Here is a 15,339-nt window from a genome sequence, read left to right on the forward strand (position 1 = left end):
CCTTGCACGCTCAGGTGAGCGACCATCGGCACGTCTGAGTTTAATCGATGAACGATCAGAGCGTGGCACTGAGTGCCACCCCTTAGGGAAGTGCAGTCGCCCAAGATCCGCTCATCTGAGCGTGACCCCTATCAAGGGTGGCGAGAATCACGCCACTTGGTGGAGCCAGATTTCATCATGCGGACCACGATCCGGACACGACACACGGATGTCACACGCTGATGCCCCGCACGGGTGACGACGGGACGGAGAACCCCGAACGGCCACGGACGGCCACGAACGGCCACGGACGCCGACTGCCAAAGGGCCCGGAGGTCGCCCCCTCCGGGCCGGACAGACCGGGACTCCCGGCCCACCGGACCGCGGGCGTCCGTCACACGCCGAGGGCCGCCAGGCGTTCCTCGGCCCGCTCCGGCGCGTACAGGTACTCCACGACCAGCGCCCCCGCGCCCACGAGCCCGGCCCGCTCGCCGAGCCGGGAGGTCACCACGTCCAGATGAGCGGTGGAGCGGGGCAGCGCCCGCTGGTACAGCAGCTCCCGGACCCCCGTGAGGAACGGGGTTCCGGCCAGATCCCCGGCGATCATGAGCACACCCGGGTTGAGCAGCGTCACCACGGTGGCCAGGACGTCCCCGACCTGCCGGCCCGCCTCCCGCGCCAGCGCCATCGCCTCGGGGTGCCCGGCCGTCAGCAGGTCCCGCACATCCGAGCCGGACGCGGCCGGGACCCCGGACTCCGCGAGCCGTCGCGCCACCGCGCCACCACTGGCGACGGCGGCCAGACATCCGTACGAGCCGCACCGGCACAGCGCGTCGACGCCCACCCGGATGTGCCCGATGTCGCCGGCCCCGCCGTCGATCCCCCGGTAGACGGTGCCGCCGACGACCATGCCCGCGCCGATACCGGTGGAGACCTTGACCAGCGCGAACGCCGAGCAGTCCGGATAGCCGGCGCGCTGCTCCCCGTACGCCATGAGGTTGGCGTCGTTGTCCACGAGCACGGGTACGGCGGCACCGCCGCCGGTGCCCGCGTGTTCGGCGAAGGCGCGGCCCAGCCTGCCTCGTATGTCGAAACCGTCCCAGCCCGGCATGATCGGCGGCTGCACGACACGGCCGGTGTCGCTGTCGACCGGACCCGGCACCGCGAGCCCGATGCCGCAGACGGCGTCGGCGGCCTGTCCGGACTTCTCCAGCAGCTCGGCGAACCAGCGTCCGAGCTCGTCGAGAACGGCCTCCGGTCCGTCGTCGATCACCAGAAGGCCCGCGCGCTCGGCGAGGATCTCCCCCGTCAGGGTGAGGACGGCGGCCCGGCCGTGCCGGGTGTCGAGGTCGGCGGCGAGGACGATGGCGTGCTCGTCGTCGAACTCCAGGGTGATGGAGGGGCGGCCGCCGAGCGGTGAGTCGACGGGCCCGCCGGCCCCCTCGCGGAGCCAGCCCGCGCGGAACAGCCGTTCGAGACGCTGGCCGACCGTGGCCCTCGACAGACCGGTGGCCCGCTGGAGCGCCCCGCGTGTGGTCGCCCGGCCGCTGCGCACCAGTTCGAGCAGTTCTCCGGAGCTTGCCTGGTTGCCGGTCTTCACGGTCCTCCCCGCCCTTTCTGTCATGCGCACCCTCTTGCGTTCCCCAACTCTGCATTACATATTGAGTTTTGCGTGTTAAATAGACGTAACCCTACGGCAGCTACTGCCGAACCGGCCGGTCGGACGTCTTCGGGGAGACCTGAGTGGACAGCACAACCCAGCTCACCGCACTGCGCACGGGGCTCACCACCCCCGTGCGTACCTCCGGCACACCCGCGCATGCCTCCGGCCCGCCCTCTCCGCCCGGTCCGGGCGAGATCACCCGGACCGGATCACTCGTATACGATCCCGCCGGGCCGTCGGGGTCACTGCACCTCAGGGCGTCCCGGGTACTGAACGGCAACTGGACGGGAACGTCCACGGTGCCCTCGCGCGGTCTGTACCCGCACCAGTGGTCCTGGGACTCCGCGTTCATCGCGATCGGCCTGCGCCATCTGTCCCCGCTGCGGGCGCAGACGGAGCTGGAGACCCTGCTCGGCGCCCAGTGGGCCGACGGGCGTGTCCCGCACATCGTGTTCAACCCCTCCGTCCCGCTCGACGCGTACTTCCCGAGCCCCGACTTCTGGCGCTCCTCGACCGCGGGGCGCGCCGCGGGCGCCCCGCGCACCGTACAGACGTCGGGCATCGTGCAGCCACCGGTGCACGCGCTCGCCGTGTGGCTGGTGCACCGGGCGGACCCGGGGATGTCCCGGGCGCGCTCCTTCCTCTCCCGGATGTATCCCCGGCTGGCGGCCTGGCACCGCTATCTCCTGCACCGTCGGGACCTGGGCGGCGGGGGTCTCGCCAGCGTGGTCCACCCCTGGGAGCAGGGCATGGACAACAGCCCGTGCTGGGACGCCCCGCTCGGCCGTGTCACCCCGGCGCCGGCCCGCTCCTTCCGGCGCGCCGACCTCGACCACGGTGCCCCCGAGGACCGGCCTACGGACCTCGACTACGGGCGGTACGTGCGGCTGGCCACGGACTACCGGGACCGGGGATACGCCGACGGCGGCGGCGAGTTCGCCGTCGAGGACCCGGCGTTCAACGCCCTGCTGATCGCCTCGGAACACGCGCTGGCCCGTATCGCGCAGGAGCTGGGCGCGGCGGGGACCGCCCGCCACGCACGCGCCGAGCGGCTGACGGCGGCACTCGTGGAGCGGCTGTGGGATCCGGCGGAGGGCATGTTCTTCTGCCGCGACGAGCGGGTGGGCGGCGGCGGGAGCGCGCTGATCCCCGAGCGCAGTGTCGCCGGGCTGCTCCCCCTCATCCTCCCCGCGCTGCCGCGCGACATCGCCGCCACGCTCGTACGGACCGCGGGCGGGCCGCACTTCGGACTGGGCGGGGCGACACGGCTCGCACCCAGTTACGACCTGACCGGCGAGGCGTTCGATCCGCACCGGTACTGGCGGGGGCCGGCCTGGTTCAACACCAACTGGCTGCTGGAGCGCGGGCTGCGGCTGCACGGGGAGCACGGGCGGGCGGACGGACTGCGGGCCGCCCTGCTGGACACCGCCGGGGAGTCGGGGTTCGCGGAGTACGTGGACCCGTACACCGGCGAAGCCTGCGGAGCACTCGGTTTCAGCTGGACGGCGGCGCTGACGCTCGACCTGCTGCACGAGTCCTCCGGGGCGGCACCGATCGTGTCCCCGACGGGGCACGACGCGTTGATCGACACGGCACACAGCACTGCGGGACAGCGCGCATTCGCGTTCGAGACGGGCGCCAAAGGAGGGGACCGGGGATGACGGACCGGCATCATCTGCTCGTGCACGGTGGGACGTTCGCCGCCGTGGGCGACGGCGGGGACATCAGCGGAGTACGGGGCGGCAGCTCTCCGGACGGGTTATTCGTCCGGGACGCCCGGCACCTCAGCCGCTGGCAGCTGACGGTGGACGGCGCGGTGCCCGAGGCACTCACGCCGGTCGCGGACGGTGACACGGCACGCTGTGTGCTGGTGCCGCGGGGCGGCCGCAACGAGCCGCCCGCGTACACGCTCTTCCGTGAACAGGCCGTCGCCGAGGGCGCGTTCGTGGAGGCGCTGCGCGTCACCAGCAACCGTCCGACGACCACCACGGTCCGGATCGCGGTCACCGCGGACGCCGACTTCACGGACCAGTTCGAGCTGCGCTCCGACTACCGCACGTACGCCAAGACGGGCGTCGTACGCCAGCGCCAGGTCCTGGACGACGGCGTGGAGTTCAGCTATCGGCGCGGGGAGTGGCAGTCCCGTACGACGGTCACCTCCGAGCCCGCGCCGGACGGGGTGGAGGAGACGGGCACGGGCGCGCGCCGCCTCGTATGGACCCTCGACCTCGAACCGCACGGCTCGGCGGAGCTGGCGCTGCGGGTCGCGGCGCGTCCGCACGGCGCCGCGCACGCGCCGCGGGTACCCGCCTCCCCCGCCGCGGCCAATGAGCGACTCCTCGCTCTGGAGGGCGAGTTCGCGGAAGGCGTGCCCTTCCCGACCGGCTGGCCGGAGCTGGCCGCGGCCTGTGCGCGGGGCCTGTCCGATCTGGCGGTGCTCCAGGTTCCGGCGACGGGCCTGGACGGCGAGGAGCTGCGGGTCCCCGCGGCCGGAGTCCCCTGGTTCCTCACCCTGCTGGGCCGCGACGCGCTGCTCACCTCGCTCTTCGCGCTGCCCTACCGGCCCCAGCTCGCCGCCGCCACCCTGCCCGCGCTGGCCGCCACCCAGGCGGTCGAGGTGGGGTTGGGCGCCGTCGCCCAGCCCGGCAAGATCGTGCACGAGGTGCGGCACGGCGAGCTGGCGCACTTCGGGCAGGTGCCGTACGGGCGTTACTACGGATCGGTGGACGCGACGCCGCTGTTCCTGGTGCTGCTCGGCGCGTACACCGAGCAGACCGGCGACGTGACCCTGGCCCGCCGGCTGGAGCCCAACGCCCGTGCGGCGATCGGCTGGATGCTGGACCACGGCGGGCTGACCTCGCGCGGCTATCTCGTGTACCGCGCGGACGGCGGCGGTCTCGCCAACCAGAACTGGAAGGACTCCCCGGGCGCCATCTGCTCGGCCGACGGCAGCCGCCCCACCGGCCCGGTGATGGCGGCGGGCGCGCAGGGATACGCGTACGACGCGCTGCGCCGGACCGCGCAACTGGCCCGCACGGTCTGGGGCGACGAGGTCTACGCGGCGCTCCTCGAACAGGCCGCCGCCGACCTCCGCGACCGTTTCCAGCGGGACTTCTGGATGAGCGAACACGCCTTCCCCGCCCTGGCGTTGGACGGCGACGGCCGCCATGTCGACGCGCTCGCCTCGGACGCGGGTCATCTGCTGTGGTCGGGCCTGCTGGACAAGGAGTACGGCGAGCTGGTCGGCCGCCGGCTCCTCGAACCGGACTTCTTCTCCGGCTGGGGCGTGCGCACGCTGGCCTCCGGCCAGCCCGCGTACCACCCACTGTCGTATCACCGGGGTTCCGTCTGGCCGCACGACAACGCCCTCATCACGTTGGGGCTCGCGCGGTACGGCCTGCACGACGAGGCCCGTACGGTGGCCCACGCGCTCGTGGACGCCGCCACGGCCGCCGGTCACCGCCTGCCCGAGGTCCTCGCGGGCTACGGCCGCGACACCCATGCCGAGCCGGTGCCCTACCCGCACGCCTGCGTACGGGAGTCGAGGTCGGCGGCGGCCCCCCTGGCCCTGCTCACGGCGGTGGGCGGCGCCTAGAAAGTCGGGGTGGCGCCCGTAGGTGGAAGGTCCGGTGCGCGCGGGGCGGCGCGCGCACCTCACGTCCGGCGGCTCAGCCGCCGGACGTGTCCAGTTCCGCGTCCTCGGACACGCCGGCGCAGTCGTAGGGGTCCTTCAGCCAGCCGTCCGGCAGGACGACCCGGTTGTTGCCGGAGGTACGGCCGCGGGGTCCGTCGGCGCCCGACGGCCACGGCTGGTCGAGGTCCAGCTCGGCCAGTCCGTCGGAGAGTTCGGCGAGCGAGGAGGTGATGGCGAGGCGCTTGCGCATGTCCGAGCCGACCGCGAAGCCCTTGAGGTACCAGGCGACATGCTTGCGGAAGTCGATGACTCCGCGCGTCTCGTCGCCGATCCACTCGCCGAGGAGCGTGGCGTGGCGGACCATGACCGCGGCGACCTCGCGCAGCGTCGGCCGCGCGTAGGCGTCGGCGCGGCCCTCGAAGGCGGCGACCAGGTCGCCGAACAGCCACGGCCGGCCGAGGCAGCCGCGCCCGACCACGACCCCGTCGCACCCCGTCTCGCGCACCATCCGCAGCGCGTCGTCCGCCGACCAGATGTCGCCGTTGCCGAGGACGGGGATCTCCGGGACGTGTTCCTTCAGGCGGGCGATGGCGTCCCAGTCAGCGGTACCGCCGTAGTGCTGGGCCGCGGTGCGGCCGTGCAGCGCGATCGCCGTCACGCCCTCCTCGACCGCGATGCGTCCGGCGTCGAGGAAGGTGATGTGGTCGTCGTCGATGCCCTTGCGCATCTTCATGGTGACGGGCAGGTCCCCGGCGCCGCTGACGGCCTCGCGCAGGATCGCGCGCAGCAGATGGCGCTTGTACGGGAGGGCCGAGCCGCCGCCCTTGCGGGTGACCTTGGGGACCGGGCAGCCGAAGTTCAGGTCGATGTGGTCGGCGAGGTCCTCCTCCGCGATCATGCGGACGGCCTTGCCGACGGTCGCGGGGTCGACGCCGTACAGCTGGATCGAGCGCGGCTTCTCGGTCGCGTCGAAGTGGATCAGCTGCATCGTCTTCTCGTTGCGCTCGACCAGCGCCCGCGTGGTGATCATCTCGCTGACGAACAGACCCTTGCCGCCCGTGAACTCGCGGCACAGCGTGCGGAACGGCGCGTTCGTGATGCCGGCCATGGGGGCCAGGACGACGGGCGGCTGCACCTGGTGGGGACCGATCGACAGCGTGGGGTTCACGGTGGACGTGGGCGTGGACATTCCCCCATTGTGGCGTACGGCGCCGGGTGCTCGCACGGAAGACCGTGTAGCGGTCATTAGTTAGACGCACTATCGACAACGGCGTACCCTGAGGGAATGCCTGAGCTCAGCCACCGCCACCGGATGCTGGTGCTCGCGATCTGCTGCATGAGCCTGCTGATCGTGAGCCTCGACGTCACGGTGCTGAACGTCGCCCTGCCCTCGATGCAGCGGGAACTGCACGCGAGCGTCGCGGGCATGCAGTGGACCATCGACGCCTACACCCTGGTGCTGGCCTCCCTGCTGATGCTCGCGGGCTCCACCGCCGACCGCATCGGCCGGCGCAAGGTCTTCATGGCGGGCCTGGTCCTGTTCACCATCGGCTCGGTGCTCTGCTCCCTCGCCCCGAACCTCGACATGCTCATCGTCTTCCGGATGGTCCAGGCCGTCGGCGGCTCGATGCTCAACCCGGTGGCGATGTCGATCATCACCAACACCTTCACCGGCCCGCGCGAACGGGCCCGCGCGATCGGCGTGTGGGGCGCCGTGGTCGGTATATCCATGGCCGCCGGGCCGCTGGTGGGCGGACTGCTCGTCGAGACGGTCGGCTGGCGGTCGATCTTCTGGATCAACCTCCCCATCGGCCTCGCCGCGCTCCTGCTGACCCTGCGCTTCGTCCCCGAGTCCCGCGCCCCGAAGGCCCGGCGTCCCGACCCGGTCGGCCAGCTCCTCGTCATCGCGCTGCTCGGCTCGCTCACGTACGCGATCATCGAGGCGCCCACCTCCGGCGCCGCGGGGACGGCCGCCTTCGGCGTGATCGCCCTCGGCGCGCTGCTCGGCCTCCTGTGGTACGAGCCCCGGCGCGACGAGCCCCTCATCGACCTGCGCTTCTTCCGCTCGACGCCGTTCAGCGGAGCCACCCTGATCGCGGTGAGCGCGTTCGCGGCCCTCAGCGGCTTCCTGTTCCTGTCGACGCTGTACCTGCAGAACGTACGCGGACTCGACGCCCTGCACGCGGGCCTGTGGATGCTGCCCATGGCCGCCCTGTGCTTCGTCTGCGCGCCCCTGTCGGGACGCCTGGTCGGCAGCCGCGGCCCCCGCCCGTCGCTGCTGATCGCCGGTGTCGCGATGACGGTGAGCGGCGTGCTGTTCGCCGCGTTCGAGGCGGAGACGTCGAACGTCACGCTCGTCATCGGTTACGTCTTCTTCGGCATCGGCTTCGGTTTCGTGAACGCCCCCATCACCAACACCGCCGTCTCCGGCATGCCCCGCTCCCAGGCGGGCGTCGCCGCCGCCGTCGCCTCGACCAGCCGCCAGATCGGCGGCACCCTCGGTGTCGCCGTCATCGGCGCGGCCCTCGCCTCCGGCATCCAGGCCTCCGCCTACCGGGACAGCTTCGTCCCGGCGTCCCGCCCCGGCTGGTGGATCATCACCGCCTGCGGTCTCGCCGTCCTCGTCCTCGGCGCGCTGACCAGCGGACGCCGGGCCCGCGCGTCGGCCGAACGCACGGCCCGCCTGCTGGAGTCCCCGGAGATTCGGGAAACAGCGGGCGTACGGGCCCAGGACCCCTCCACCGCCTGACCCCGCCGCCGGTCAGGCGGCCCCCGCCGCCTCCGCCCGCGACGCCGTTTCGACCTCGGCCTCGACCTCTACCTCCGCCTCCGCCTCCAGTGCGATCGCGTGCAGCTTCTCCAGCCGTTCGCGGCTCTCCTCGTCAAAGGGCGCGTACGTCACCATGCGGGCGCCGAGGTCGGGCGCGAGCCACAGGTCGGTGTGATCGACGGTGATGAGCCCGACGTAGGGGTTCAGGAACTTCTTGGTCTTGCCGCGGGTGCCGACCACCTCGTACCGGTCCCAGATCTCGCGGAACTCGGCCGACTCCGTCCGCAGCCGCTTCAGCAGCATCTTCCAGGCGGGTTCCCCGAGGTGCCCGGCCATCGAGACCCGCAGCCGCGCGGCCATCAGGCGCATGGTCTCGTCGAGGAGGACGATCGACTCGCGCCACTCCGCGTTGGTGTAGGCGAGGATCATGCAGTTGCGGTCGGCGGGCGGGATCGTGTCGAGGTTGCCCATCATCAGACGCGCGTACGTGCGGTTGTACGCCAGGATGTCGTACCGGCTGTTCTGGATGCAGGCCGGAACCGGCTCCAGCTGGGTCAGGATCCGGCGCAGCGCCGGGGTGATGACCGGGCACCGGGCGGCGGGCGTGGGGTCGACGGCTCCGGCGAGCTGGAAGAGGTGCGCCCGCTCGCTGGTGTCCAGCAGCAGGGTGCGGGCCAGGGCGTCGAGGACCTGCTCGGAGACCTGAATGTCGCGCGCCTGTTCCAGCCAGGTGTACCAGGTGACCCCGACCGCGGAGAGCTGGGCGACCTCCTCGCGGCGCAGGCCGGGTGTGCGCCGGCGACGGCCGCGGGGCAGTTGGACCTGCTCGGGCGTGATGCGTTCGCGGCGGCTGCGCAGGAAGGTGGCCAGCTCGTGCCGCCGGATCTCATTGCCGCGCGATGCCGCGGCGCCGGACGTCCGCGGGGGCTCGGGCGCACCCTCGGGCTCCGCGCCCCCGGGTGCCGGTCGCGTCGGGTCCGGGCCGGTCGTCGTGTCCCGCACCATGGTCGTCATGCCTCCAGCCTGCCGCTCACCACAGCCTGTTGCCAGGTAGTGCTTGTACCAGGATAAGGAGACTCTGGTACCAGCCTGAGTCCAGGAGAAGTCTGGAGGACGTGACCGAAACCGGAACTCTCACCACGACTGTCCGCGCCCCCACCGCGCCACCCGCTCTCGGGAGCCTCGGACTCTTCACCGTGCTGCTGGGCGCGGCACTGCCCCTGATCGACTTCTTCATCGTCAACGTAGCCCTTCCGACCATCGGGCATGACCTGAACGCGAGTGAGGCCGTCCTCGAACTCGTCGTCGCCGGCTACGGGGTCGCGTACGCCGTCCTGCTCGTCCTCGGCGGACGGCTCGGCGACCTCTTCGGCCGGCGTCGGCTCTTCCTCGGCGGCATGGCGGCCTTCGGCCTGACCTCGCTGGCCTGCGGCCTCGCGCCCACCGCGTGGACCCTGGTGGCGGCGCGCGTCGCCCAGGGCGCGGCGTCCGCGGCGATGCTGCCGCAGGTCCTCGCCACCATCCAGTCGGCGACCTCCGGCCCCCGCCGCGCCAAGGCGATGGGCCTCTACGGTGCCACGGCCGGCCTGTCCATGGTGGCCGGGCAGATCCTCGGCGGCATCCTGGTCGCGGCCGACATCGCGGGCACCGGCTGGCGCTCGGTGTTCCTCGTGAACGTGCCCGTCGTCGTACTCGGCCTGGTCCTCGCCGCCCGCGCCGTGCCCGAGACCCGCTCGCAGCGCCCGGAGCCGGTCGACACTCCCGGCACCGTCCTGCTCGCGGTCGCCCTGCTGGCACTGCTCGCCCCGCTCACCGAGGGCCGGGCGGCGGGCTGGCCGCTGTGGACCTGGGTGTCCCTCGCCCTGTTCCCGCTCGCGGCCGCCGCCTTCTACCTCGTCGAACGCCGCGCCGACCGCCGCGGCCGCACCCCCCTGGTCCCACCGAGTCTGTTCGAGCTGACCTCGCTGCGCCGGGGCCTGATCATGATCGTGCCGTTCTCGATCGGATTCAGCGGTTTCATGTTCGTGATCGCGGTGGCCCTGCAGCGCGGCGCGGGCCTCGGTCCCGTCCCCGCGGGGCTGGCCCTCGCGCCCATGGCGGCCGTCTTCTTCGTCACGTCCCTGTGCGGCCCCCGGCTGATCTCCCGCTACGGCACCCGGGTCGTCACCGCCGGCGGACTGATCCAGGCGGTGGGCGTGGCCCTCATCGCACTGGCCGCCTGGCGGTCCTGGCCGGACCTCGGAGTGCTGGAACTGCTGCCCGGCGCGGCGGTCGCCGGCGCGGGTCAGGCGCTCCAGCTCCCCGTCCTCATCCGGATCATCCTCTCCGAGGTGCCGGCCGGACGGGCCGGCGTCGGCAGCGGCGTGATGGCCACCACCCAGCAGGCGGCCCTCGCCGTCGGGGTGGCCACCCTCGGCACCCTGTTCCTGTCCCTCGCCCCGGCCCACGGCATGCGGAACGCGCTGGTGACGACCCTGCTGGTCCAACTGGCGGGCGTGGCCCTGACCACGGCCCTGAGCCTGCGGCTGCCGCGCAGGATCAGCTGAGGGGCCGGCCCCGGCCCGGCGGGCGACCGCACCGGCCGGGACCCGCCCCTCCCCCTCTCGGCCACCGGCATATGCACCGGCCATGAGTCCAACTCTCCTTTCTTCAGGGGCTGTTGACACCGGTGATGCACCATGTCGTACTGAGTCGCACTGACGTCGAACAGAACGCACCCGGCGGTGGCCCGGTGCGTTCCGTCCGGCCGATCCGCGATCCGAGGAGGCTCCGTGTCCGAGATCAAGATCCGCGCGCTGGACCCGAGGGAGACCAGGGACGACAGCGGTTCCGGACTCTGAGCTATCCCACACCCGCCGACGTCACCCGCACCGCCGAAACCCTGGCCGCCCGGCATCCCGACCTCTGCCGGCTGAGCACCGTCGGCCACTCCCGACGCGGCGTCCCCCTGCGGATGCTGAGCGTCGGAAGAGGGCCACGGCACGCCCTCGTGGTCGCGGGCGCGCACCCCAACGAGTACGTCGGCGGGGGCACCCTCCTCGCGCTGGCCCACCGGGCACTGGCCGGCGAACGGCCCGGCACCGTGTGGCACCTGATGCTGTGCCTAGACCCGGACGGAGCCCGCCTCAACGAAGGCGGACACCACGCCGAAACCCTCTTCGGCCACTACCGCCACTTCTTCCGCCCCACCGCCGACGAGCAGCCCGAATGGGCCCCCGCCCTCCCCCGCCCTCGGTTCCTGCCGGAGAGCCGCGCCCTGCTCGACGTCATCCAGCGGCTGCGGCCCTACATCCAGATCTCCCTGCACGGCACGGACATCGGCGGCACCTTCGCCCAGCTCACCCGGGACGTCCCCGGCCTCGACCAGACGCTGGCCGCCTCCGCCGAACGGCTCGGCATCCCGGTCGAAAGGGCCCCGCTGGACGCCCTGCACTGGCCCACGAACGCCCCCGGCGTCTTCGTCCTGCCACCGCCGGGAGCACCCGAACGCCCCACCGCCTTCCCGGAGAACGCCCACCACTCCACCTGGCTCGCCCCCCACGCCCACGGTGGCGTCACCGCGGTGGTGGAAGTCCCGGTCTGGGCAGCGGCCAGGTTCGCCGACCTCACCCCCCACCCCGCTCCCGAACAACGGTTGCAGCACTGGGCGGAACGCCTGCGGGCCTACGCGCTCACCGTCCGCGTCCACTACGAACGAGCGCGCCCCCACCTTCCGGCACCCGGCCCGGACCCCGGCTTCAGCATGCACCGGGCGGTGGCCGAAACGCTGCGCGTATGCAGCCCGTTGGCCGACAGCTGGGACCCCGCGCACCCGTCCTTCACCCCGCTTCCCGGCCTCACCCGGGCCCGCACGGCCAGCATCGAGGGCTTTGCCAGGCGAACCCCGCTACGGGCCGCCGCCATGCTGCTGCGCCTCCTGGAGGAGTACGCGCCCACCCCGGGGACAGCGCCCCAACGCGCCGAACTGGAAGCCCTCGTCGCGCGCTGGTGCGCCGCCTACTCCGCGAGTTTCACGGCGACCTGGGTTCCGGTGAACCGGCAGATAGAACACCAGGTCAACGTGACGACCGCCGCGGTCGAGGCCGCCGAAGGACACCTCGCCCCCTCCTGAACGCGACCGCACCGTCACCGAACTCACCTCTGAAGAAGCCCCGTTGATCTTCACCATGCTGCACACTCCTAGCTGCGCAGACGAAGCGGGAGAACCAGGAGGTGTCATGCTTCAGATCAACACGAGCAAAGTGAGCCGCTGGGACCAGCACGGCCGCGAACACACCGTCCGCGTCCAACGAGCGGGCGTACAGCGCACCATCAGATGCGACACCTGCGGCTGGCGCAAAAGTGCCCAATTCCTCCCCTGGTTGAAGGCGGAGGAGCACCTGGCCGAGGAACACCAGGCGACGGTCGACCCCAAAGAGGCCTGAGGGCTGCCGCCGAAGGGGCTTTCCGAGGGGTGTCGTCGAAGGGGATTCCTGAGGGGTGTCGTCGAAGGGGCCTGAGGGCTGTCGTTCGGTTCACGCCGCCGCCCGGGCCGTGCGCCACTTTGGTCCAGACCTATTGACGAAAGGTCTGGACCGCGCGACTGTCATGGCTACGACACCTCACCGCACCCCCACCGGGAGGCCTCGCATGATTCGCCGCAAGCTGCGCCTGCTCGCCGTCGCCCTGGCGGCGGCCGTCCTCACCCCCCTGTCGATCGCGGGCGCCCCCGGCGCCTCCGCCGCGGACACCTGCGCCGTGAAGTCCCGTCCCGCCGGAAAGGTTCTCCAGGGGTACTGGGAGAACTGGGACGGCTCGTCCAACGGTGTGCACCCGCCCTTCGGCTGGACGCCGATCACCGACTCCCGTATCTCCGCGCACGGCTACAACGTGATCAACGCGGCGTTCCCCGTCATCCGCTCGGACGGCACCGCGCTGTGGGAGGACGGGATGGAGGCGGGCGTGAAGGTCGCGACGCCCGCGGAGATGTGCGCGGCCAAGGCGTCGGGGCAGACGATCCTGCTGTCCATCGGCGGAGCGGCCGCCGGGATCGACCTGAGTTCGTCCGCGGTCGCCGACCGTTTCGTCGCGACGATCGTGCCCATCCTGAAGAAGTACAACTTCGACGGGATCGACATCGACATCGAGACGGGCCTCGTCGGCAGCGGGAACATCTCCCAGCCCTCCGCCTCCCAGGCCAACCTCATCCGCATCATCGACGGGGTGCTGGCGCGGATGCCGTCGAACTTCGGGCTGACCATGGCACCGGAGACGGCGTATGTCACCGGCGGCAGCGTCGCGTACGGCTCGATCTGGGGCGCCTATCTGCCGATCGTCAAGAAGTACGCGGACAACGGGCGCTTGTGGTGGCTGAACATGCAGTACTACAACGGGAGCATGTACGGCTGTTCCGGTGACGCGTACTCCGCGGGAACGGTCCAGGGCTTCACCGCCCAGACCGACTGCCTGAACAAGGGGCTCGTGGTGCAGGGGACCACCATCAAGGTTCCCTACGACAAGCAGGTGCCGGGGCTGCCCGCGCAGTCCGGCGCCGGTGGCGGCTACATGGCACCGGCTCTCGTCTCCCAGGCCTGGCGCCACTACGGCACCGCCCTCAAGGGTCTGATGACCTGGTCGGTCAACTGGGACGGATCGAAGAACTGGACGTTCGGCGACAACGTGAAGGCACTGCAGGGCCGCTGAGGCCGGCCCCGCCGGCCAATGACGCCACCGGTGCCGCCCGGCCCACCGACGCCACCGGTGCCACCGACGCCCGGACACCCCATGGTCCGGGACAACGCGAAGCCCCCGGTTCCCTGCTCGGGAACCGGGGGCTTCGTGAGCGCTTGGGTCAGCAGCCGATGAGGCGGCCGGCCAGGTAACCCTCGATCTGGTCGAGCGAGACACGCTCCTGCTTCATGGAGTCGCGCTCGCGCACCGTGACGGCGTTGTCGTCCAGGGTGTCGAAGTCGACGGTGACGCAGAACGGGGTGCCGATCTCGTCCTGGCGACGGTAGCGGCGGCCGATGGCGCCGGCGTCGTCGAACTCGATGTTCCAGTTCTGGCGCAGCGCGGTGGCCAGGCCCTTCGCCTTGGGCGAGAGCTCCGGGTTGCGCGACAGGGGCAGCACGGCGACCTTGACGGGCGCGAGGCGCGGGTCGAGGCGCAGCACGGTGCGCTTCTCCATCTTGCCCTTGGCGTTCGGGGCCTCGTCCTCGACGTAGGCGTCGAGGAGGAAGGCGAGCATGGCGCGGCCGACACCGGCGGCGGGCTCGATGACGTACGGGGTCCAGCGCTCTCCGGCTTCCTGGTCGAAGTAGGAGAGGTCCTGGCCGGAGGCCTTGGAGTGCGCGCCGAGGTCGTAGTCGGTGCGGTTGGCCACGCCTTCCAGCTCACCCCACTCGTTGCCGCCGAACTGGAAGCGGTACTCGATGTCGGCGGTGCGCTTGGAGTAGTGGGAGAGCTTCTCCTGCGGGTGCTCGAACCACCGCATGTTCTCTTCGTTCATGCCGAGACCGGTGTACCAGTTCCAGCGCTGCTCCATCCAGTACTCCTGCCACTTCTCGTCCTCGCCCGGCTTGACGAAGAACTCCATCTCCATCTGCTCGAACTCGCGGGTGCGGAAGATGAAGTTGCCGGGCGTGATCTCGTTGCGGAAGGACTTGCCCATCTGCGCGATGCCGAACGGCGGCTTGCGGCGCGAGGTGGTCTGCACCTGGGCGAAGTTGGTGAAGATGCCCTGGGCGGTCTCGGGGCGCAGGTAGGCGACGGAGCCGCTGTCCTGGGTGGGGCCGAGGTGGGTGCTGAGGAGACCGGAGAACTGCTTGGGCTCGGTGAACATGCCCTTGTTGCCGCAGTTGGGGCAGTTGACGTCCGCGAGGCCGTTCTCGGGGAGGCGGTGGTGCTTCGCCTCGTAGGCCTCCTCCAGGTGGTCCGCGCGGTAGCGCTTGTGACAGGAGGTGCACTCGGTGAGGGGGTCGGTGAAGGTGGCGACGTGGCCGGAGGCGACCCAGGTCTCGGTGGCCAGGATCACCGACGAGTCGATACCGACGACGTCCTCACGGGAGGTGACCATGTAACGCCACCACTGGCGCTTGATGTTCTCCTTGAGTTCGACGCCGAGCGGACCGTAGTCCCAGGCGGCACGCTGTCCGCCGTAGATCTCACTACTGGGGAAAACGAAGCCACGGCGCTTGCTCAGGCTGACGATGGTCTCGATCTTGTCGGCGGCCACGGTGCTCTCTTCATTACGAACGGACGGCAGCGAATGCTTCAGGTTACCGGCGTCGCCCACCCCTGTATCAAATCGGTTCG

11 protein-coding genes are annotated in these 15,339 nt (G+C 71.4%); 7 read left to right on the plus strand and 4 right to left on the minus strand.

The window, feature by feature from the left end; translation table 11 throughout:
- Nucleotides 1-373: 373 nt before the first annotated feature.
- Entirely contained in the window at nt 374-1,603 is a 1,230-nt protein-coding gene (locus ABZX90_RS03145; RefSeq protein WP_355201112.1) for an ROK family protein, read from the minus strand.
- Nucleotides 1,604-1,836: 233 nt separating this feature from the next.
- On the opposite strand from ABZX90_RS03145, the gene ABZX90_RS03150 reads away from it, so the two are divergent.
- Together ABZX90_RS03150 and ABZX90_RS03155 are read left to right on the plus strand one after the other, a co-directional pair.
- Nucleotides 1,837-3,303: a hypothetical protein gene (locus tag ABZX90_RS03150; RefSeq protein WP_355201311.1), complete on the plus strand. Its 1,467-nt coding sequence runs from the start codon at nt 1,837-1,839 to the stop codon at nt 3,301-3,303.
- On the plus strand, nt 3,300-5,237 hold the full coding sequence (locus ABZX90_RS03155; protein ID WP_351119483.1) for a glycogen debranching N-terminal domain-containing protein: 1,938 nt from the start codon (nt 3,300-3,302) through the stop codon (nt 5,235-5,237). The genes ABZX90_RS03150 and ABZX90_RS03155 overlap by 4 nt, the downstream gene beginning before the upstream one ends.
- Nucleotides 5,238-5,310: 73 nt before the next feature.
- Here the strand turns inward: ABZX90_RS03155 and dusB are convergent, their stop codons facing one another.
- Entirely contained in the window at nt 5,311-6,465 is a 1,155-nt protein-coding gene (gene dusB / locus ABZX90_RS03160; protein WP_351119484.1) for a tRNA dihydrouridine synthase DusB, read from the minus strand.
- 96 nt (nt 6,466-6,561) lie between these two features.
- On the opposite strand from dusB, the gene ABZX90_RS03165 reads away from it, so the two are divergent.
- A complete protein-coding gene (locus ABZX90_RS03165) occupies nt 6,562-8,025 on the plus strand; it encodes an MFS transporter (RefSeq protein WP_351119485.1) in 1,464 nt (487 codons plus the stop codon).
- A gap of 12 nt (nt 8,026-8,037) precedes the next feature.
- Here the strand turns inward: ABZX90_RS03165 and ABZX90_RS03170 are convergent, their stop codons facing one another.
- Complete coding sequence (locus tag ABZX90_RS03170; protein ID WP_355201115.1) at nt 8,038-9,060, minus strand: helix-turn-helix transcriptional regulator; 1,023 nt, start codon at nt 9,058-9,060, stop codon at nt 8,038-8,040.
- A 101-nt stretch (nt 9,061-9,161) separates the two neighbouring features.
- Here ABZX90_RS03170 and ABZX90_RS03175 point away from each other — a divergent pair, with 101 nt between their 5' ends.
- The 4 genes from ABZX90_RS03175 (at nt 9,162) to ABZX90_RS03190 (ending at nt 13,728) form a co-directional block, all read left to right on the plus strand.
- Nucleotides 9,162-10,592, plus strand: a complete 1,431-nt coding sequence (locus tag ABZX90_RS03175) for an MFS transporter (protein ID WP_355201117.1) — start codon at nt 9,162-9,164, stop codon at nt 10,590-10,592.
- 335 nt (nt 10,593-10,927) lie between these two features.
- Nucleotides 10,928-12,157 (plus strand): M14 family zinc carboxypeptidase, encoded by a 1,230-nt coding sequence (locus tag ABZX90_RS03180; RefSeq protein ID WP_351119791.1) that lies wholly within the window; start codon nt 10,928-10,930, stop codon nt 12,155-12,157.
- 106 nt (nt 12,158-12,263) lie between these two features.
- Nucleotides 12,264-12,470 (plus strand): hypothetical protein, encoded by a 207-nt coding sequence (locus tag ABZX90_RS03185; protein WP_266758517.1) that lies wholly within the window; start codon nt 12,264-12,266, stop codon nt 12,468-12,470.
- Nucleotides 12,471-12,675: 205 nt separating this feature from the next.
- Nucleotides 12,676-13,728 carry a chitinase gene (locus ABZX90_RS03190; protein WP_355201119.1) on the plus strand — a complete coding sequence of 351 codons (1,053 nt, stop codon included), beginning with the start codon at nt 12,676-12,678 and terminating at the stop codon, nt 13,726-13,728.
- A 148-nt stretch (nt 13,729-13,876) separates the two neighbouring features.
- Here ABZX90_RS03190 and ABZX90_RS03195 read toward each other — a convergent pair whose 3' ends face one another.
- Nucleotides 13,877-15,259 (minus strand): glycine--tRNA ligase, encoded by a 1,383-nt coding sequence (locus ABZX90_RS03195; RefSeq protein ID WP_351119489.1) that lies wholly within the window; start codon nt 15,257-15,259, stop codon nt 13,877-13,879.
- Between the last annotated feature and the right edge of the window lie 80 nt (nt 15,260-15,339).

Origin of the sequence: Streptomyces sp. NPDC002935 (assembly GCF_040611295.1) — a bacterium.
GTDB lineage: Bacteria > Actinomycetota > Actinomycetes > Streptomycetales > Streptomycetaceae > Streptomyces.